The sequence below is a fragment of the Ruegeria sp. CDSA221 genome (assembly GCF_059611825.1).
In genome coordinates, this window is record NZ_JBXWPK010000007.1 from 127,741 (window position 1) to 144,788 (window position 17,048).

Here is a 17,048-nt window from a genome sequence, read left to right on the forward strand (position 1 = left end):
ATTTAGCTGCCCAGTTCGGCGTCGATCAGCTTTTTGAATTCTTCGTAAGACTGATTGTCGACCTTCTTGCCGTTCACAATAAAGGATGGGGTTGCTCTGATGTCGTCGCGTTCTGCGTTCTCCTGATACCAGGCCACCAAGGTCTGCGCACGATTTCCGTCCTGCAGGCAAGCATCAAGCTGGTCATTGCTGATCCCAGCTAAACGTCCAATCTTGCGCAGTTCATCCACGATCTCCGCAGGTCCACCAGCACGGGTCCATTCAGCCTGATCCTTGTAGATCAAGTCGGAGATACCGAAGAACTTCTCGGGGCCGCCGCAGCGCGCGACCATTGAGGCCCAAAGTCCGTATTTGTCAAAATACACTTCGCGGTAGGTAAACTTGACCTTGCCGGTGTCGATGTAGTCTTTTTTGATTTTCTTCAGCGGCCCCTGATGAAAACTCGCGCAATGCGGACAGGTATAGGACGCATATTCGATGATCTCGACGGGCGCGTCCGCGGACCCTTGCACCATTTCGATGATGGTCGAAGTGTCCAGATCGGCCTGTTGTGCCTCGGCGCTGCTGACCAGCGGGTTGGACGGAGAGGAATTTGACAGCGACAGCCAATAGCCACCTGCGGCTATGGCGACAGCCGCGCAGATTCCGATTGCAATACGGCTCATGAATCAGCCCTTTCTCAGCGTTTTTGCTTGGATAAAACGTTACGGCCCAGACGTTCAAGGGCTGTACGCAGATCGCCATCATGGACGCCCTGCGCAGCCCGGTCTGCCTCGGCTGCAATTTCTGGTTCGATTGTGGGTTTCGCCTGTTTCGGCTTGTGGTCGAAGCTGGCCTGCCCCTCGGCAAATCCTGTAGGAGCCGTCTGGGTGATGCGCACCCGACTAATCGCATTATAGCCATAGACCGCATTCACCTTACCGCGCAGCTGTTCCTTCTGCATTTCCAGCATCGGCGCCTGCGGGCCGGTGGTCAGCACCGTCAGCGTGGCCCCCATACCGCCCTTGCCATAGCCTACGTTAACCGGCCGCGCGATCGAGGCCACATCCTGTCCGACGATCTCGGCCCAATGGGTCAACAGGCGTGAAACGGCGAATCCCCGGCTTTCCCCGGCGCGCCTGATCTGGCCGTTCAGCAATGTCGCAGTACGTTTAAAGCCGCGTGTCGAAGAACGTCTGGGCTGCATCTGGTTTCCAACTCCTGTCTCTCTATTGTAAAGGGCAGAACACCGGGCGCCAGCGAAACCCGACAAGGAGATATGTAAAACTTGCGTGACACCCACGAAATTGACTTCAGCGATGAGTTGCTGGCCTGGTACGACCGCAATGCCCGTGAAATGCCATGGCGCATCGGTCCTGCCGATAGGTCTTCCGGAATGCGTCCTGACCCCTATCGGGTTTGGCTGTCCGAAGTCATGCTACAGCAGACAACTGTGGCAGCGGTGCGCGACTATTTCCTGCGGTTCACATCTCGGTGGCCGACAGTTGAATCACTGGCCGCAGCGCCTGACGAGCAGGTCATGGGGGAATGGGCCGGTCTGGGATATTATGCCCGCGCCCGCAATCTGCTGAAATGCGCGCGCGTTGTGGTTGAAAGCCATGATGGCTGTTTTCCCGACTCACACGATGAGCTGCTGAACCTGCCGGGCATAGGCCCGTATACAGCCGCCGCGATTGCAGCCATTGCCTTTGATCGTCCGGAAACCGTGTTGGACGGCAATGTCGAACGTGTCATAGCCCGCCTATACGACATTCACGATCCGCTGCCGGGGTCAAAACCACAACTCAAGCAACGTGCAGCTGCATTGACCCCAGCGGTGCGTCCGGGCGACTATGCACAGGCCGTGATGGATCTGGGTGCGACTGTCTGCACCCCAAGATCCCCGGCATGCGGGATATGTCCAATGCGCACGCGTTGCCGCTCCCACGCTGCGGGTACCCAGGCCGATCTGCCCCGCAAAACACCGAAAAAGCCAAAACCCACACGTTATGGCCATGTCTACATCACCCAGACAGCGGACGGGGCGATGTTGCTTGAACGCCGCCCAGACAAAGGGCTTTTGGGCGGTATGCTGGGATGGCCGGGATCCGAATGGTCCGATGCGCCGTCTGACACCGCGCCGTTTGCGGCGGACTGGCGCGTTCTACCGGGCGAAGTGCGCCACACGTTCACGCATTTCCACCTGATCCTGCAGGTTTGGGCAACCTCTTTACCGCCCGGTGCGGCACCGGAGGACATGATCTTGCTTGATAAACATGCCTTTCGGCCCAGCGATCTTCCGACGGTCATGCGCAAGGCATTTGACCTCTGGCGCAACCAGTAACACATTATGCTGAAACACGACCTACGGATAGTCTGTCCCGCGTCGACCGGAGCTTTTGATGATCGCATCTGAAACATTGACTCGCTGGCAATCCACCCTTCCATTCTGGGTCTCGTTTTTGCTGATTCCATTGATTTGGGCCACGGCCTTTGTGGGTGGCTGGTGGGTCTTGCTGGTGCCGCTTTCAACATGGTGGATATTTGCGGCGCTGGATCAGCTCACCGGGCTCGACCTCGAAAATGCGGACCCAGATACGCCGGACAGCATGTTGCGCTGGTATATCCTGCTGACCAAAGCCTGGGTTCCGGTACAGTTCCTGACCCTTTACGGGCTGCTTTGGTATGTGACGCACAGCTCTCACCTGTCTTCACCAGAAAAGATCTGCCTGTTCTTTGGCATGGGCGTGATCTCGGGAACGATTGGGATCAACTACAGCCACGAACTGATGCATCAGAAGGGCCGGCTGGAGCGCGGGCTTGGCGACATCCTGCTGGCCATGGTCTTGTACTCGCACTTCCGGTCCGAACATTTGCTGGTTCACCACCGCTATGTCGGAACCCCGCGCGATCCGGTAACAGCACGGTACAACGAAGGCTTTCATCGCTTCTATCCGCGTGTTCTGTGGCAATGTCTGGCCTCCGCCTTTCATGCCGAGCGCGAGAAACTGGCGCGCAAGGACCGCCCCTGGACGGACCGCACAAACCCGTTCTGGCGGTATTGGATATTACAGGGCGGCTTGCTGGCGTTGGCAGGTTTGATTGGCGGATGGTCCGGCCTTGTCCTGTTCCTGATTCAGGCCGGCGTCGCCATCTGGCAGCTTGAACTGGTGAACTATGTCGAACATTACGGGCTGACCCGAAAATATCTAGGCCAGGGGAAATACGAACACGTCCTGCCCTGTCATTCGTGGAACGCGTCGCAAAAAGCGTCGAACTGGCTGCTGATCAATCTACAGCGCCACTCGGACCATCACTACAAACCCAACCGTCGATTTCCACTGCTTCAACATCACGATCAGAACACCGCACCGCAACTGCCCTACGGATACCCAGTGATGACGATCGCCGCGATGATCCCACCGCTCTGGCGGCGTGTCATGAACCCCCGTGTGCGGGATTGGCGGCGCAGGTACTACCCCGAAGTCACAGACTGGCAACCCTACAACAAGTCACAAAACCCGATGCCAGGGTCCTGACCGCAGCGCGCCTCGGCGCGCTGCCCGGCCCAACGACTGGCCCTGCGTCTTTGATGCGTGATCCATCGACGAGAGAGCCTTGAGCTACATCACCCAGATATCCATCGGGTATTCAACACCGCGCACAGGGTGGCCCTTGTTTTCGGTAAATTCGGCTGTCAGTTCGGAGGCACTGCTCCCTTCCTGCTCAAGCTGCAGGCGCACCGCATCACTCAGCACGATCCGGACCTGCAGCTCGCGGGTCATTGCCTCAAGTTTCGCAGCGACATTTACCGCATCACCGATCACAGCAAATTCCAGACGGTTGGCGCCAATATCCCCCAGAACAACCGAGCCATAATGGACACCGATGCCAACATGAATCTCGGGCTCTCCGGCACGTCTACGTTCTATGTTCCACCGGTCAATCACAGTCACCATGCCGCGCGCGCAGGATACCGCGTTGGTCGCATCCAACGGTGTCGTCACCGGGGTCCCGAAAGTTGCCATAAGACCATCGCCCAAGTACTTGTCCAATGTCCCATGATGGCGGAACACTTCGGCCTCCATCCTGGCGTGAAATCCACGCAGCACCTCGATCACGTCATAAGGATCACGACCCGCCGCATATTTGGTGAACCCCACAATATCTATGAAGAGCACTGCGACATTCTCTTTTCGCACCTGTTTGAGCGGATCATCATTTTGGCTCAGTTCCTCCACCACATTTGGTGAGAAATATCGCGACAGGTTCGCTCGTTCCCGTTCCAACCCAGCATTGGTCATCAGCAAATGATTGAGTCGCCGCATCGACACGCCCAGCGTCACCGCCACCATCAAGAACACAATCACTTGCTGGATTCGGATCGAAGATCTGAAACTATTTGGATCCAACATTTCGGCTACATCCGGATACCCCTGCAAGGCCTCGGCCACTTTCTCACTTATGCCGGGAATCGGAAACGCAACCCACCAGGCGATCACCCATCCGGTAGTCCAGATTATTGCAGTCCATGTGCCTATGGCAATCACCGTGCGCCAGGAATAGGCCATGGTTCCTGCTGCAAGAATGACGAAGAAATACTGAAAGTTGTCAAACCGGAATTGCATCGCCAACGGGCGCACATCATCGCTGAACGGGTTGGGAATGATCATCCCCAAAGTCATAATCAAAAGGTCAACAAAGATTAGTAGCAACTCTGTCCGAGATTGCCCCACACGGCCTGCCCGTCGGATCATCCAGCCATTTGCGCAAATCAGCAAAAGGATGAAATGATACCAAAGGACCTCCCAATGCGGGTTCAGGTATATCAGCAAAAGGCCAGTCAGACCCATAGCGATCCAGCGGGCCCGGACAGCAAGCTCCAGCCCCTCGCGCTTGTGCCGTTCCAGCGCAGCTTCGGTGTATTTATTCTCGATTTCTACTTCGTTCGGACGGGTGAAAAAGAACCGCCTAGCCCGAGGTTCGCTGGCTGCTGTGTCCGACATTGCGAAAGCTCCTACACTGCGCCGATTGCTTCAATAGGCTCATATCGGAACTCATCAGGGAAAGAAACAAAAGACCCCGCCGTTGATCGGCGGGGCAAGGCTTAGTGCCTTGTGTCAGGCCACAGGCACCGGCGGTATTGGTGAAATCAGTTGTGCATCTCGGACCGGATTTGCTGACGCAAGACGTCGATCGGCACGGTTTTGCCGTCGCGCTTGAAGCACCAGTAAGTCCAGCCATTGCACGAGGGCGCATTCTCAAGATGGGCACCGACCTGATGGATCGAACCCTTGATGTTTTGCCCCACAAGCGTGCCATCGGCGCGGACCTTGGCCTTGTGACGCTGGTTCATGGAATAGAGTTCCTCGCCCGGGCGTAGCATGCCGCGTTCGACCAACTGGCCAAAGGGCACGCGTGGCTCGGCGCGTTTGCTGGCGCTGACCTCCAGCGCCTCGCGGTCGAATTTACGCACTTTCGCGATGCGCTTTTCGGCCACTTTGCGATAACTTTCTTCGCGCTCGATCCCGATGAATTCGCGACCCAGCATCTTGGCCACGGCCCCCGTAGTCCCGGTGCCAAAGAACGGGTCCAGAATAACGTCACCCGGATTGGTTGATCCAACCAGCACGCGGTGCAGCAATGATTCTGGTTTCTGCGTCGGATGCGCCTTGTCGCCGTTTTCATCCTTGAGCCGTTCATGGCCAGTGCAGATCGGCAGCACCCAGTCGCTGCGCATCTGGACGCCTTCGTTCAACGCTTTCAGTGCCTCATAGTTGAAGGTGTATTTCGCCCCTTCACGCTTGGAGGCCCAGATCATTGTCTCATGCGCATTGGTGAACCGCTTGCCACGGAAATTCGGCATCGGGTTCGATTTGCGCCAAACTACATCGTTGAGGATCCAATACCCTGCATCCTGCAACGCAGACCCAACGCGGAAAATGTTGTGATACGATCCAATCACCCAGATGGCGCCATTGGGCTTCAGCAGGCGATGGGCCGCCTTCAGCCATTCCCGCGTGAACTGGTCGTAGACGCCAAAGCTGGAAAACTGGTCCCAGTGATCATCGACTGCATCCACTTGGCTGTTATCGGGGCGGTGCAGTTGCCCTTTCAACTGCAGGTTATATGGGGGATCGGCAAAAATCAGGTCAACCGAAGCCTCGGGCAGACTGTTCATCACTTCGATGCAGTCCCCGGATAGAATCGTGTTTACAGGGAGCGCTGTCGCGCCCTTTTTGGTGGTCGTTGTCATATCGCTGCCTCAAGTTCCACGGCGCTTATGCGCTCATTTGGTTGAGACAAGGATGAGTCAAAGACGATTCGCCGTCAATTTCTTTTTTGAATCAGCGGCTTACGATTTACTCTTGATACAACATATTGTGGACGGGCTTGAACGAAACTCTATGGTGAGGGGTCACACCAAGATTTCGCAGCGCATCCTTGTGTTGTTTTGACGGATAACCGGCATTTGTCTCCCAGCCGTATCCCGGATGCTGTTGCGCCAAATCCACCATCAGTTGATCGCGCCAGTTTTTGGCAAGGATCGAAGCTGCGGCGATCGACACGGAATGGGCATCGCCTTTGACCACTGCCTGCGCCGGAATGGCCAGTCCGCGCGGAATCATATTTCCGTCGATCAACAGATAATCAGGGGGGGGATCCAGCGCCGCCACCGCGCGCTCCATTGCCAGATGCGAGGCACGCAAGATGTTGTGCTCATCAATCTCGGCCACCGAAGCCTCGGCCACCGCGAATTCGGCGCAGCCACGCAGGGCAGTATCCAATGCGGCCCGGCGCTTGGCCGAGAGTTTCTTTGAATCGTTCAGACCTTGGGGAATTTCCGCGGGGTTCAGGACCACCGCCGCCGCCACAACAGGACCGGCCAGCGGACCTCGGCCAACCTCATCGACACCGGCAATCCGCAGATATCCCTGCGCAAGAGCGGCTTTTTCAATCTCATAATCTGGTGTGGTCATGTTTTGGGAAAATCCTGTTTTCCCCCATTGCGCAAGAAAAAAGAGAGGACAGCAATCGCTGCCCTCTCCGACGTGATGCTTCTAAGGCACCACTCCTGCTCGAACCGTATTACTTGTAAACGACGCGGTATCCCTGTTGGCGCAGGCAGGCGGGTTCATAGGCCCGCTTGACCTTATTGCCATTCCAGAAACCGACCTTGCACTTTTTGGGCAGGCTATTGGCGTATTTGTAGTGCTTATCCAGGCAGCGCGTCCCCAGAAGCGGGCGCTTTTTGCCATAGCCCTTGAAGGTTTCCATGCACCGTTGCGGCAGACTATAGCGCGCAACGCGCTCGGGCAAGGGACGGATATGGTTCGGCCGATGCCTGGGGGTCCTCTGGATGTGCTGTTTGGGGGCCTGATACACGTGGTTGTAGTTGCGGGTAACCTTTTTGCTGTCGCCTTGCTTGTCAAAATGATGGATGGCAGCGCCAATCAAGGCAATCGCCGCCAGCCCGCCAAGAATATCTTCTGCATCAGCGGCACGGGCCTGGGATGCAGAAACGCCGGTGATTGCGACTGCAGAGGCGATGATCAGAGCGATGAATTTCTTATGCATGGTGCTGTCCTTTCGGGTACTCGGTGGACGTGATGACAGTCCGTAAATTCGATAACCCGACATTGGGGGTGTCCCCTTCAGACAAGCAATAACGCCGTTTTGTTATCCGATATCAGACCGCGAAACCCCTTTGCGTTATTGAATATCAACCAAAGCCATGCGCAGGATGCGGCCTATGAAACAGATCCTCTCTTCTCTGGCCATCGGGGCCCTGATATCGCTTGGTTCCATGGCGTCAGCGGCGGATTGCTATGCCGATTACAAGGCCAAGCAGGACAATCCGTTGCGTCTGCATTATGGCGTCATGCAGGTTTCATCCTGCGGCAAAGGAAAAGCCAAAAAAGAGGTCGCACAACGGCTGCGCGGCTCGGGCTGGACCCTGCTGAACGTCATGTCCGTTTTTGGGCCGGAAGGGTTGGATAAAAGGAAGGCCAATGCCGGAAAATTCTATCTCCGTTACTGAGGCACGGCGCTCGGGCGTCAGGTTGGTTGGCGCGGGCATCACGGTAATCGTTGTCATACTTGTGGCCTCTGCCGCCTTTCTGTTGTGGACATTGCCAGATGCAAACGCGTTCAATGCCCGCGTCGAACGTCTGTTCGTCGAGAGTGATCTGACCTCGCAGACCGAGATTCGCCTACTCGAGATTCTGGCCCAGTCCGGCACTGCCTTTGCCGATACATTGTCCAGTTACCGCATGGTTATCTTTGTTTTGCTGGTTTTCGCCACTGCAATGCTGATTGCTGCGCTGGTGTTTCTGGTCATGCTGGTGCTGTTGAACCGACGCATGGCACAGATTGAGCGCACTGGGATTCAGGTCACTTCACTTTTGATCAGCCGGGAAGAGAATACCGTCTATCTCAATAACATGGATTTCAAACTGACTGCGTCGGCGATGGAAACCCTGTCAGTTCTTGCCGAATCCCGGTTGGATGACGAGGTACTATCCGGCATTCAGATCGAGGCGATGATTTCCGGCAAAAGCACCGCTGATTGTGACGAGGCTGCTGGCGCGACGCGGATCAAGCGCCTGCGCGATGCTTTGGGCAATCAGATGGTCAGCGAGTTGCTGGTCAAGAACATCGCTAAAAAAGGCTATATGTTGTCGATTGAAAAAGACGTCATTCAGATGATTTGATATTGGGAAAATCCTGCTCTGCCCCTTGGAAAACACGGATCAAACGCCCATCCTATAAAGACCCGTGCCAGGGAGGATGATTATGAACGTTCACGTGACTCCAAATATCAAAGGCTATGGGATCTCGGTCGAACCACTTGTCGGCCGTATCGCAATCTACCGGGATGAGATCCTTCTGGCTGAAAGCTTTGATGCCAAGGTAATGTACGAAACTCGGTTGCCGCCGATGATCTACATCCCCCGTCAGGATGTACATGTCGATCTCAGCGATGAGACCGAACTTCAGACATTCTGCCCGTTCAAGGGCACCGCCACTTACCACGATGTCGTTCTGGCGGGTCAACGATTGGCCAACTCCGTCTGGGCTTACGAGAACGCCCTGCCCGAAAGCGCCGCGATCCAGGGCCATATCGGCTTTATGCCCACCGCATATACGCGGATTGAGCTGGGTGAAAACAACCTGCGCAACCCGGAAGACGGCAATATCAGCGGGCCGCTGATTGATTGGCTGATGCGGGGGGCCAGTGATCTCAGCACGCCCGAAGCATTCACCAAAGCGCTGGCCGAGAAGATGCTGGAACATGGAATTGCCATTCAGCGCCTCAGTATCCTTGCCTGGTCCTTACATCCGTTGATCGCGGGCAAACACTATATTTGGGAAAAGGGTGAGGCCGAGATTTCGACCAATGTGCCCACCTATGAAATCCACGACCACCCCGCCTATATCAACAGCCCTCTGCGCCACGTGTCCAACGGTATGGGCGGCGTGCGCCAAAGGCTGAATGACGAGAACCCTCAGCACAGCTTTCCAATCATGGAAGACCTGCGCGCCAAAGGGGCGACTGACTATGTCGCGATGCCCCTGCCATTTTCCGACGGGCGCACCAATGTCTTGACGCTGACTTGCGATCACCCCGACGGGTTCACAACGGCCAATCTTGGGCTGGTGTTCGAATGCTCCTCGGTGATTGCCCGGTTCTACGAAGTCTTCATGCAGCGCGAAAACGCCCAGGTATTGCTGGAAACCTATGTCGGAAAGCGGACCGGCGCGCGTGTCCTGGGCGGAGAAATCCGTCGTGGCGACGGGGATGAGATTGATGCCGCCATCATGTTCTGCGACCTGCGCAATTCTACCCTGTTAGAAGAAAAGCTGGGCCGCGCCGCCTATATCAATCTGCTGAATGACTTCTTTGAAACGGTCTCGGACATCGTCGACGAAAACGGTGGTGAAGTTCTGAAATTCATCGGGGACGCTGTTCTTGCTGTATTCCCGGCAGGCGAAGATTCTGCCTTAGCCCGCGAAAACGCGCAGCGATCAGCAGTTGGAATCGTTGAAAGGTTAGGAGAGCTGCGCAAGTCTGGGTCCGACATGCATTGCGATTGTTCGATTGGCGTCGCCTATGGGCGCGTAACCTACGGCAATATCGGGTCGCGCGAACGGTTAGACTTCACCGTAATCGGACAAGCTGCGAACGTCGCCGCCCGACTTGGGGAATACAGCAAGATCGTGAATCACAGGATTGTTGTGACCAAAGACATCGTGCCGGCCTGCACTGACGCTTTGCCACTTGGAGAGGTCAAGCTGCACAACGTGTCACAACCCGTGTGCTCATACGCGCTCAAAACCTCAGCGGACGCGATCCTGAATAGCTAGTTGTGGTAGAAATTTAGAGCGCCAGCGCTTGATATAGAGGCATCTTGCGATTGACGTAGGACTATCCGCCCAGCAGAAGCAACGCGGTTTGGGCCGGGGAAATTGTGCTTTGAAGCTGCGCGATCTGACTGCGCGCAAGGTATCTGTCGGTCAAATCCCCGATCGCCTCTTCATCCGCGAACTGCGCTAAATCGTCAGATCCAGTCAGGTTCGACAACCTATCCTTGAACACCTCAAGCTGCTTGTCGATGTCCAACTGACCAAAGCTTGAGGGCAACCCAAGCGCCGTCTCCATCATCTTTCGCAACGGCGGTAGACCCATCAAGTCGAACCATTTCGTGTCACCACTGCTGTCTTGCGATGCCAACTCAGCCAGCGCATGTTGTGCATAGAGAGATATGCGCATTGACTCGTCCTGTTCACCCACGGCGACCTCAAAGCGCGAGGTCACGTTGTCCCGGGCAATATCCTCCATAAATGTCGAAAGAATGGTTCTTCGAATTTCGCCAGGGCCCAGCCCAAATGCCTCAGAGAATTCACGGTATCTTTTGTCAGATAGGCGATTGGACAAAGCATCATCTGCGCTCGTTCCATCTGACAGGATTTTCTGGATGAAATAGCGGTTGTCGATGTCGCCCTCCAGACCAAATGCGCCCAAGGCAACCTGTAGCAGCCGGCGGTCAGAAACCAGATCTTCAGCCGTCTGAACCTTGCCGATGTTTTCCCGGAAATACGTCGCCTCACGCTCATTGACCGTCGAAGAGGAAAAGCTGTTCAACTGGCCTTCGTAGGTGCGCTGAAGGAACCGCCAGCCAACAATGCCACCTGAGGGTATGACCGGCTGAAAGGTCATTGCTGGTAAGCCATGAGGCGCTCTTCTCGCGGTAGCAAAGCACGCAGGGATTTGAGGCATTTGTAATATTGCTCGGCCAACAAAGCTTCGGTTGCCTCGGCCAAAACTCTGCGGCTGTCCGCATCCGTAAACACTTGGCTCAACTCTTCCACCCGACGCAGCAGTTGTTGGCGGGCGCTTTCAGCTTCCATGTCTCCAGACAGAACCAGTTGCGTCGCATAGCACACTCTGCGAACGGGTGTGTTCACCTCGTTAGGGTGTATCGCATCGCGCAAACGCAGGACATTTGCCTGTGGTGTCATGATTGAAAACCGACCTCTACGATCGCCGTTTTCCACAACTACACCATTAATCAGCACCCGTTCTTTTGGGGCAAGCTTCAATACCAAACCCGCCATCAGTTCGCACCCATTTGCCGAAGGCCTTTAAGAACGGCCATGTTTATTTCCAGAAGGGGCTCTACCGAAGCCTTATTGCTGAGTATCTGGCTGCTGTGCTGTTCGGTGAACTCAGCTAGATAGAAAATCCGGGCGCGAAGGTCATTCGGCAAGGCGTTATCGGAATCGGCGACCCCGTTTGCCAACACAGACCAAAGCCTCCGGTTTTCATGCAAAGCCTGAACAAACGCTCCAAAGTCGGTTTTGTGCCGCGCGGCCGCAGCCTTCAACCGATGCGTGATCTTGGAAATCGCCTCATATTCCGTATCACGCGGTGTGCGCGTCGGAGCAGCGGTCTGCGCATAGGCGCGTTGTGCAAGAGTTTGCGGTGTCACTTGAAATCCTTCCAAAAGGCCGTCTTACGGCGGTCAAAGCCGGGGCGCGTTTCCACGCCCCGGCCAGGGTCCTGAACTTAGCGGAACAGCGACAGGATCGACTGCGGCGCCTGGTTGGCAATCGACAACGACTGCGTTGCCAGTTGCTGCTGTACCTGCAGGGCCTGCAGACGGGCCGAGGTTTCTTCCATATCGGCGTCAACCAGCGCTCCGATACCGGACTTGAACGAGTCAGAAAGATTCGAGATGAATTCTTTCTGCGTTTCGATCCGGCCCTGAGACGAACCAAACGCCGCAGATGCATCAATGGACGTGTCGATCAAGGTTTCGATAGTACCCAGCGCCGCCTGAGCACCAGCATCTGTCGAAACATCAATCGAAGCCAACGCCCCCAGGCCACCTGCATTGGCATTGGTGAACTGCGCCGAGACAGTAACGTCCCGATCAGCGTCGGCGCCAGCCGTCGCAGCACCGGTTACAAATGTCAAAGTGCCCGGGTTGGCCGAGTCATAGTCGATTGCGACACCCGTGATCCCCAGGGAATCGATCTGATTTTTCAGGCCAACGGCAACAATGGCATCCGTATAAGCGGCGTCATATGTTCCAGATGGGTCCAGATCAGCAGCTTGCACCGTGTAGGACGCAACCTTGTCACCAATAGTGATCGAGATCTTGTCACCAGCAGCAAAGTTGTCCGTTGAACTGTCCACCACGATGTCGCCGGTTCCACCAGCTTTGTCCATCGTGAAGCCCGCGGCGTCATTGTCGGTTGTGACGTTGTCCGAGCCGGCCAGAACACCTTTGCTGGCATACCCACCTGTGGACAGGTTCTGCGAGGCCACCGAAATCGAAGATGCGGTTACGTTGCCACTGGAGTCACGATCCAGAGACGACAGGATCGAGGCTGTACCCGCCGAACCGTCAACCAGGTTAAGCCCGTTAAACTGCGCCGCTCCAACCACCGATGCGATCTGATCTTTAAGAGCAGTCACGTCGTCATTGATTTTGCCGCGGTCAACGTTGTCTTCCTGTGCCGCAACGATCTTCTCTTTCATCTGGGACAGCAAGTCAGTGACTGTCTCGGACGCATTCCGGGCCACCGCAACGGTCGATTCACCCAGTGCCAAACTGTCTTTGATGGCGTTGAACCCCTTAACGTCCGACTCCATGACTTTGGAAATCGCCCAGACGGCTGAATTGTCCTTGGCTGTGGCGACGTCCTTACCAGTTGAAATCGCGTTCTGGGTCTGCGCCAGGTTCTTGTTGACCGATTTCAGGGTTTGCAGCGCAACCATGGCGCCATTGTTGGTCAGAATGCTGGACATAGCTTTCTTCCTTTTCCGTTCGGGCCTTTTCGCCCTTGCTTACCCCGCAACATGTGCGGGCTTTGACGTCTTTCTGATCACTGCGACCCGCCGACGGGCTGTTCGCGCCACCTGAGTTTTCCAGATGCAGGATCACCTTTGACGCCGATCCCCTAACGGAGTGCTAAGACTCGAAAATCCGAAAGTTCGGATTTGATTCAATCCTCGTGCTAGGCCCGCTTTTCCAGCTTTGCGTGACTGCGAACGGCAAAATCGCTGCGTTGCCCATCCGCTCCATAAGTACTGAATTCCTGACGCACTCGGCGCAGTTCAGCCATGCGCCCGGCAACCGCCCGAATCCCTTCGGCCGCACTGTTCAGCAGAGCCTGATTCCGGTCGACTTTCTTTTGAACCCCGATCAGTTCATCACTATCAATCACCTCAAGATCATTGATCGCACCGATCAGCTTTTCCTTTTCCGGGGCCATGTGATTCAACCGATCCAGATCCCCGGTCACCAAGGCGTTGCGTTCAAGGTCCAGAACTTCTTCAAGAGATTTGATCAGGTCATGTTCAGACTTGTTAGGCATTGGTATTCTCCATCATGGACTGAAACAGGATTTCGGACAGGCCAACACCGCCGGACCTGGCAAGCTGCAGTGCCTGCTGCTGAACAAGAAACGATGAAAACTGGTCTTCACCCGCACCGCCGCCGAACGAATCTCGGGATTCGCCCAGACCTGCGGACTTAAGCATTTCAGACAGGAACGCCGCCTCAAGCTCTACCGCAGCATCTTTCAGCTTTTGCTCAACAGACAAGGGCTGCGGCGCCGCTGGAATACCAGATAGCTTCATAGCTTTCTCCAAAAATTGCATCGAACTTTCTGGATCAAAGATGAAAGCGGTTAAAATAAACGTAACTTCCTGCGGGCAAATTCCTGGTTACGCAAACCGGAGCCGGAGCAAAATGCCCAACCCTCTTATATTGTCCACATCCTCGACCGCCAGCGCCGCAAAATCTGAAACTGCCGCCAAGGGACACCCAATCTCGGAAGGGGCTGACACCTTTGCTGAGGTAATGGAGCAGGAATTGCAGCGTTCCGAAGGTGACAGCTTGAATGAGAACGTGCCCGAACTGACCATTAATGCCGAGGTGCAGGTTGAAGAGGATGTGGTCGAAGAAGACTCTGTTGATCTTGCCACCAGCCTGTCGGGAAAACCTGTAACTGACCCGCCCGCCCGCCCGCCGGCGCAGGACGAAGAGATGGCACCTGAGGAAACGCCGGCATCGCTGCCCGAACCTGACAAGGCCGTAATACTCGCAGCGCCAAACAATGCGGCCCCCGATCCTCGGGGTGATGCGCTTGGAAACGCGGCGCAGCGCGCCCGATCTGAGGTTCCGGCTTTGTTGCAGGCGAAAACCGCACAGCAAAAACCGGAACACAATCTGCCGCAAACCACTATTGCAAAGGGCTATCGGACCAAGGCGTCGATACCCTCGGATTCTGCGCCCGGAAAACCCGAAGTGCCAGAACCAAAGCTGGTTTCGCGAGATACACCCGATGCGGCTCAGGCTCCCAAAGCCACCGGTTCACCGCCGACAACACAATCCGTTCCGACACTTGTTCAAATGCAACTGATGACGTCTGCCAAGGTGCAGGACGTTGATTTGGTATCAGACCCCGACGCCGAGGGGATTCTGACCGCGCGCGAAAGCCAGCCATTTTCAACGGCACGAGATACGTCAGCAAGCCATCAGCACTTTTTAACCTCAGCACGGGCAGAAACGGCGCGGGCAATCGCGGGGCAGATGGCCGCTGCGATACATGCAAGACCACAATCCAGCACGATTCAACTGACCTTGAATCCGGAAGAGCTGGGCAAGATCTCAATCGTCATGAATGGCCGGGATGACGGGTTGCAGATGACGATCGCAGCCGAGCGGCCGGAAACTCTGGAAATGATGAGGCGACATCTTTCGGTTCTTGAGGCTGAGTTCAAAAACCTAGGCCTGGGCGATCTGTCCTTCAATCTGGGCGCGTCGTCGGACGACCAGCCCGAAAGCGCGGACAAGCGCACAGAATCCGGACTGACTACAACCCAGACCGAAATGGATCAGGCCAGCGAGCCGGTCTTAACCCGGATCGGCCATAGTGGCCGCGTTGATATGAGGCTTTGAGCATGATCACACCCGCACAGAATACAAGCTCTACCGCCGCGCAGGCACAGTCTTCGGCGAAATCTGGAACATCCGGCCTGGCCTCGGATTTTGAAACCTTCCTTCTGATGCTGACCGCCCAGGCCCGCAACCAAGACCCGCTGGAGCCGCTGGATTCATCGGAATACGCCTCGCAACTGGCTCAATTCTCGATGGTCGAGCAGCAGGTTCAAACCAACGATCTGCTTACTGCGCTTGCCTATTCACTTGGTAGCGTCAACCTTGAAGAGCTTGCCAGCTGGGTCGGGATGGATGTGCGAACCGCCTCGGCCTTTCATTTCGACGGTTCACCAGAAACGCTGTATGCGCAGGCCGACCCCGGGGCGGACAGCGCCTTTATGGTGATCCGCAACGACTCGGACGAGGTCGTTGAACGCATCGCTGTTTCAACGACGGAATCCGAGTTTGTCTGGGCCGGAACCGATGACGATGGCGCCCCGTTACCGGCAGGAAATTACACTGCAACGATGGAAAGTTATGACGGCGATGAGCTGCTGTCTGAACGTCTCGCCTCGGCCTATAATCAGGTGCTCGAGGCGCAGGTGGGCACGGATGCCGTTTTGCTGACGCTCGCCGGCGGAGAGGTGGTGCCAGCAGGAATAGTCACTGCGGTGCGAACAGGAGCTTGATCTACGGTTAACGACAGGCGAAACCAAGGCAATGCCCGACTCGTTGACTGATTGGTGATCTCCCTGCCTCAAATACTGTCCCCACCGCGCGACCTTGTTGCTCAACTTGTCAGGCTCGGATTTGCCAGCGCTGGGGCACAGTTCGAAACTCTATATGGTGGCAGGACAAACCGGGTGTGGAAGGTGCTGGGCGACGACAGTGATCAAGTATTGAAACTGTACCGCTCGGACCTAGAAAACCCATTGTTTCACAACGATCCCGCATTGGAAGCCGCCTGTCTGCGGGCACTGGCTTCTTCTGGGGTTGTGCCGCGATTGCGGGCAACGGGACAACATGACAACGGATATTGGGTGTTCTACGACCACGCACAGGGCACCCCCTGGCGGTCTGACCCGGCCCCAGTGGCCCGGTTGCTGCACCGCCTGCATTCGCTCAACCCAAACATAGAGAACGCACCCACCGGTAAAAACGGTAGCGCAGATCTGGCCGAACATGGTCAAAGCATTCTGGCGATGTGCACATCGGATCGACGGGCTCAGCTGGAAAAGATGCAACCACAGCATCATATTTTGCGGTCGGATCATACTTGCCTGATTCACGGCGACCCGGTGGCGGGAAACATCCTCGTCGCATCCTCTGGTCTGACGCTGATTGACTGGCAATGCCCAGCCGTTGGTGATCCTTGCGAGGACCTTGCGCTGTTCCTGTCACCCGCCATGCAATATCTTTACAGAGGTGCGGTTTTGACCGTTGACGAGCAAAAGTCCTTTCTTTCGGCGTATGACCGGCAGGAAACCGTAAACCGCTACCGGTCTTTACGCCGCTGGTACGGGTGGAGGATGGCAGCCTACTGCCTATGGCGCGCAGAACATGGGGCACCGGATTATGAACAAGGGCTCGAGCTGGAACTGGCCGCTTTGTGAA

The 17,048-nt window shown here is 56.0% G+C and carries 20 protein-coding genes; 8 read left to right on the forward strand and 12 right to left on the reverse strand.

Translation table 11 applies throughout. From position 1 onward, the window contains the following. Window positions 1-2: 2 nt before the first annotated feature. Window positions 3-665: a DsbA family protein gene (locus AC2FJ5_RS12820; protein WP_282027812.1), complete on the reverse strand. Its 663-nt coding sequence runs from the start codon at window positions 663-665 to the stop codon at window positions 3-5. 14 nt (window positions 666-679) lie between these two features. Next, complete coding sequence (locus AC2FJ5_RS12825) at window positions 680-1,186, reverse strand: DUF721 domain-containing protein (protein ID WP_496689939.1); 507 nt, start codon at window positions 1,184-1,186, stop codon at window positions 680-682. An 81-nt stretch (window positions 1,187-1,267) separates the two neighbouring features. On the opposite strand from AC2FJ5_RS12825, the gene mutY reads away from it, so the two are divergent. Together mutY and AC2FJ5_RS12835 are read left to right on the forward strand one after the other, a co-directional pair. Further along, a complete protein-coding gene (gene mutY / locus AC2FJ5_RS12830) occupies window positions 1,268-2,323 on the forward strand; it encodes an A/G-specific adenine glycosylase (RefSeq protein ID WP_496677842.1) in 1,056 nt (351 codons plus the stop codon). A gap of 58 nt (window positions 2,324-2,381) precedes the next feature. After that, window positions 2,382-3,518, forward strand: coding sequence for an alkane 1-monooxygenase (locus AC2FJ5_RS12835; protein WP_496710519.1), 1,137 nt, complete (start codon window positions 2,382-2,384; stop codon window positions 3,516-3,518). A gap of 84 nt (window positions 3,519-3,602) precedes the next feature. Here the strand turns inward: AC2FJ5_RS12835 and AC2FJ5_RS12840 are convergent, their stop codons facing one another. The 4 genes from AC2FJ5_RS12840 to AC2FJ5_RS12855 form a co-directional block, all read right to left on the reverse strand. After that, window positions 3,603-4,985 carry an adenylate/guanylate cyclase domain-containing protein gene (locus AC2FJ5_RS12840; protein WP_496793574.1) on the reverse strand — a complete coding sequence of 461 codons (1,383 nt, stop codon included), beginning with the start codon at window positions 4,983-4,985 and terminating at the stop codon, window positions 3,603-3,605. 146 nt (window positions 4,986-5,131) lie between these two features. After that, complete coding sequence (locus tag AC2FJ5_RS12845) at window positions 5,132-6,235, reverse strand: site-specific DNA-methyltransferase (protein ID WP_142637139.1); 1,104 nt, start codon at window positions 6,233-6,235, stop codon at window positions 5,132-5,134. 106 nt (window positions 6,236-6,341) lie between these two features. After that, complete coding sequence (rnhB, locus tag AC2FJ5_RS12850; RefSeq protein ID WP_496692538.1) at window positions 6,342-6,959, reverse strand: ribonuclease HII; 618 nt, start codon at window positions 6,957-6,959, stop codon at window positions 6,342-6,344. 109 nt (window positions 6,960-7,068) lie between these two features. Beyond that, the gene (locus AC2FJ5_RS12855) at window positions 7,069-7,557 is read right to left on the reverse strand and encodes a hypothetical protein (protein WP_496689943.1); all 489 of its coding nucleotides are present in this window, start codon (window positions 7,555-7,557) and stop codon (window positions 7,069-7,071) included. A 175-nt stretch (window positions 7,558-7,732) separates the two neighbouring features. Here AC2FJ5_RS12855 and AC2FJ5_RS12860 point away from each other — a divergent pair, with 175 nt between their 5' ends. The 3 genes from AC2FJ5_RS12860 to AC2FJ5_RS12870 all read left to right on the forward strand — a co-directional run bounded on the left by AC2FJ5_RS12860 (window position 7,733) and on the right by AC2FJ5_RS12870 (window position 10,347). After that, complete coding sequence (locus tag AC2FJ5_RS12860) at window positions 7,733-8,020, forward strand: hypothetical protein (RefSeq protein ID WP_142637145.1); 288 nt, start codon at window positions 7,733-7,735, stop codon at window positions 8,018-8,020. After that, on the forward strand, window positions 7,992-8,693 hold the full coding sequence (locus tag AC2FJ5_RS12865; protein ID WP_496689945.1) for a winged helix-turn-helix domain-containing protein: 702 nt from the start codon (window positions 7,992-7,994) through the stop codon (window positions 8,691-8,693). The genes AC2FJ5_RS12860 and AC2FJ5_RS12865 overlap by 29 nt, the downstream gene beginning before the upstream one ends. Before the next feature lie 82 nt (window positions 8,694-8,775). Then, window positions 8,776-10,347 (forward strand): DUF427 domain-containing protein, encoded by a 1,572-nt coding sequence (locus AC2FJ5_RS12870; protein ID WP_496703283.1) that lies wholly within the window; start codon window positions 8,776-8,778, stop codon window positions 10,345-10,347. A gap of 61 nt (window positions 10,348-10,408) precedes the next feature. Here the strand turns inward: AC2FJ5_RS12870 and AC2FJ5_RS12875 are convergent, their stop codons facing one another. The 6 genes from AC2FJ5_RS12875 to AC2FJ5_RS12900 all read right to left on the reverse strand — a co-directional run bounded on the left by AC2FJ5_RS12875 (window position 10,409) and on the right by AC2FJ5_RS12900 (window position 14,131). Next, window positions 10,409-11,200, reverse strand: a complete 792-nt coding sequence (locus tag AC2FJ5_RS12875; protein WP_496793576.1) for a DUF1217 domain-containing protein — start codon at window positions 11,198-11,200, stop codon at window positions 10,409-10,411. Continuing rightward, window positions 11,197-11,598 carry a flagellar biosynthesis repressor FlbT gene (gene flbT / locus AC2FJ5_RS12880; protein ID WP_496793577.1) on the reverse strand — a complete coding sequence of 134 codons (402 nt, stop codon included), beginning with the start codon at window positions 11,596-11,598 and terminating at the stop codon, window positions 11,197-11,199. Before flbT ends, AC2FJ5_RS12875 begins: the two co-directional genes overlap by 4 nt. Next, window positions 11,598-11,972: a flagellar biosynthesis regulator FlaF gene (flaF, locus tag AC2FJ5_RS12885; protein ID WP_271949611.1), complete on the reverse strand. Its 375-nt coding sequence runs from the start codon at window positions 11,970-11,972 to the stop codon at window positions 11,598-11,600. Before flaF ends, flbT begins: the two co-directional genes overlap by 1 nt. Window positions 11,973-12,049: 77 nt before the next feature. Further along, complete coding sequence (locus AC2FJ5_RS12890) at window positions 12,050-13,297, reverse strand: flagellin N-terminal helical domain-containing protein (protein WP_496692542.1); 1,248 nt, start codon at window positions 13,295-13,297, stop codon at window positions 12,050-12,052. Window positions 13,298-13,506: 209 nt separating this feature from the next. Next, window positions 13,507-13,866 (reverse strand): flagellar biosynthesis protein FlgN, encoded by a 360-nt coding sequence (locus tag AC2FJ5_RS12895; protein ID WP_496692543.1) that lies wholly within the window; start codon window positions 13,864-13,866, stop codon window positions 13,507-13,509. Then, the gene (locus AC2FJ5_RS12900; protein ID WP_142637161.1) at window positions 13,859-14,131 is read right to left on the reverse strand and encodes a rod-binding protein; all 273 of its coding nucleotides are present in this window, start codon (window positions 14,129-14,131) and stop codon (window positions 13,859-13,861) included. The genes AC2FJ5_RS12895 and AC2FJ5_RS12900 overlap by 8 nt, the downstream gene beginning before the upstream one ends. 112 nt (window positions 14,132-14,243) lie before the next feature. Between AC2FJ5_RS12900 and AC2FJ5_RS12905 the strand changes: the two genes are divergently transcribed. From AC2FJ5_RS12905 to AC2FJ5_RS12915, 3 genes are read left to right on the forward strand one after another with little or no spacing between them, the layout of a single operon-like run. Beyond that, the gene (locus tag AC2FJ5_RS12905; protein ID WP_496793578.1) at window positions 14,244-15,455 is read left to right on the forward strand and encodes a flagellar hook-length control protein FliK; all 1,212 of its coding nucleotides are present in this window, start codon (window positions 14,244-14,246) and stop codon (window positions 15,453-15,455) included. A 2-nt stretch (window positions 15,456-15,457) separates the two neighbouring features. Then, window positions 15,458-16,123: a flagellar hook capping FlgD N-terminal domain-containing protein gene (locus tag AC2FJ5_RS12910; protein ID WP_496692545.1), complete on the forward strand. Its 666-nt coding sequence runs from the start codon at window positions 15,458-15,460 to the stop codon at window positions 16,121-16,123. 54 nt (window positions 16,124-16,177) lie between these two features. Then, window positions 16,178-17,047 carry a phosphotransferase family protein gene (locus AC2FJ5_RS12915; RefSeq protein ID WP_496793580.1) on the forward strand — a complete coding sequence of 290 codons (870 nt, stop codon included), beginning with the start codon at window positions 16,178-16,180 and terminating at the stop codon, window positions 17,045-17,047. The last annotated feature ends 1 nt before the right edge of the window (window position 17,048 follow it).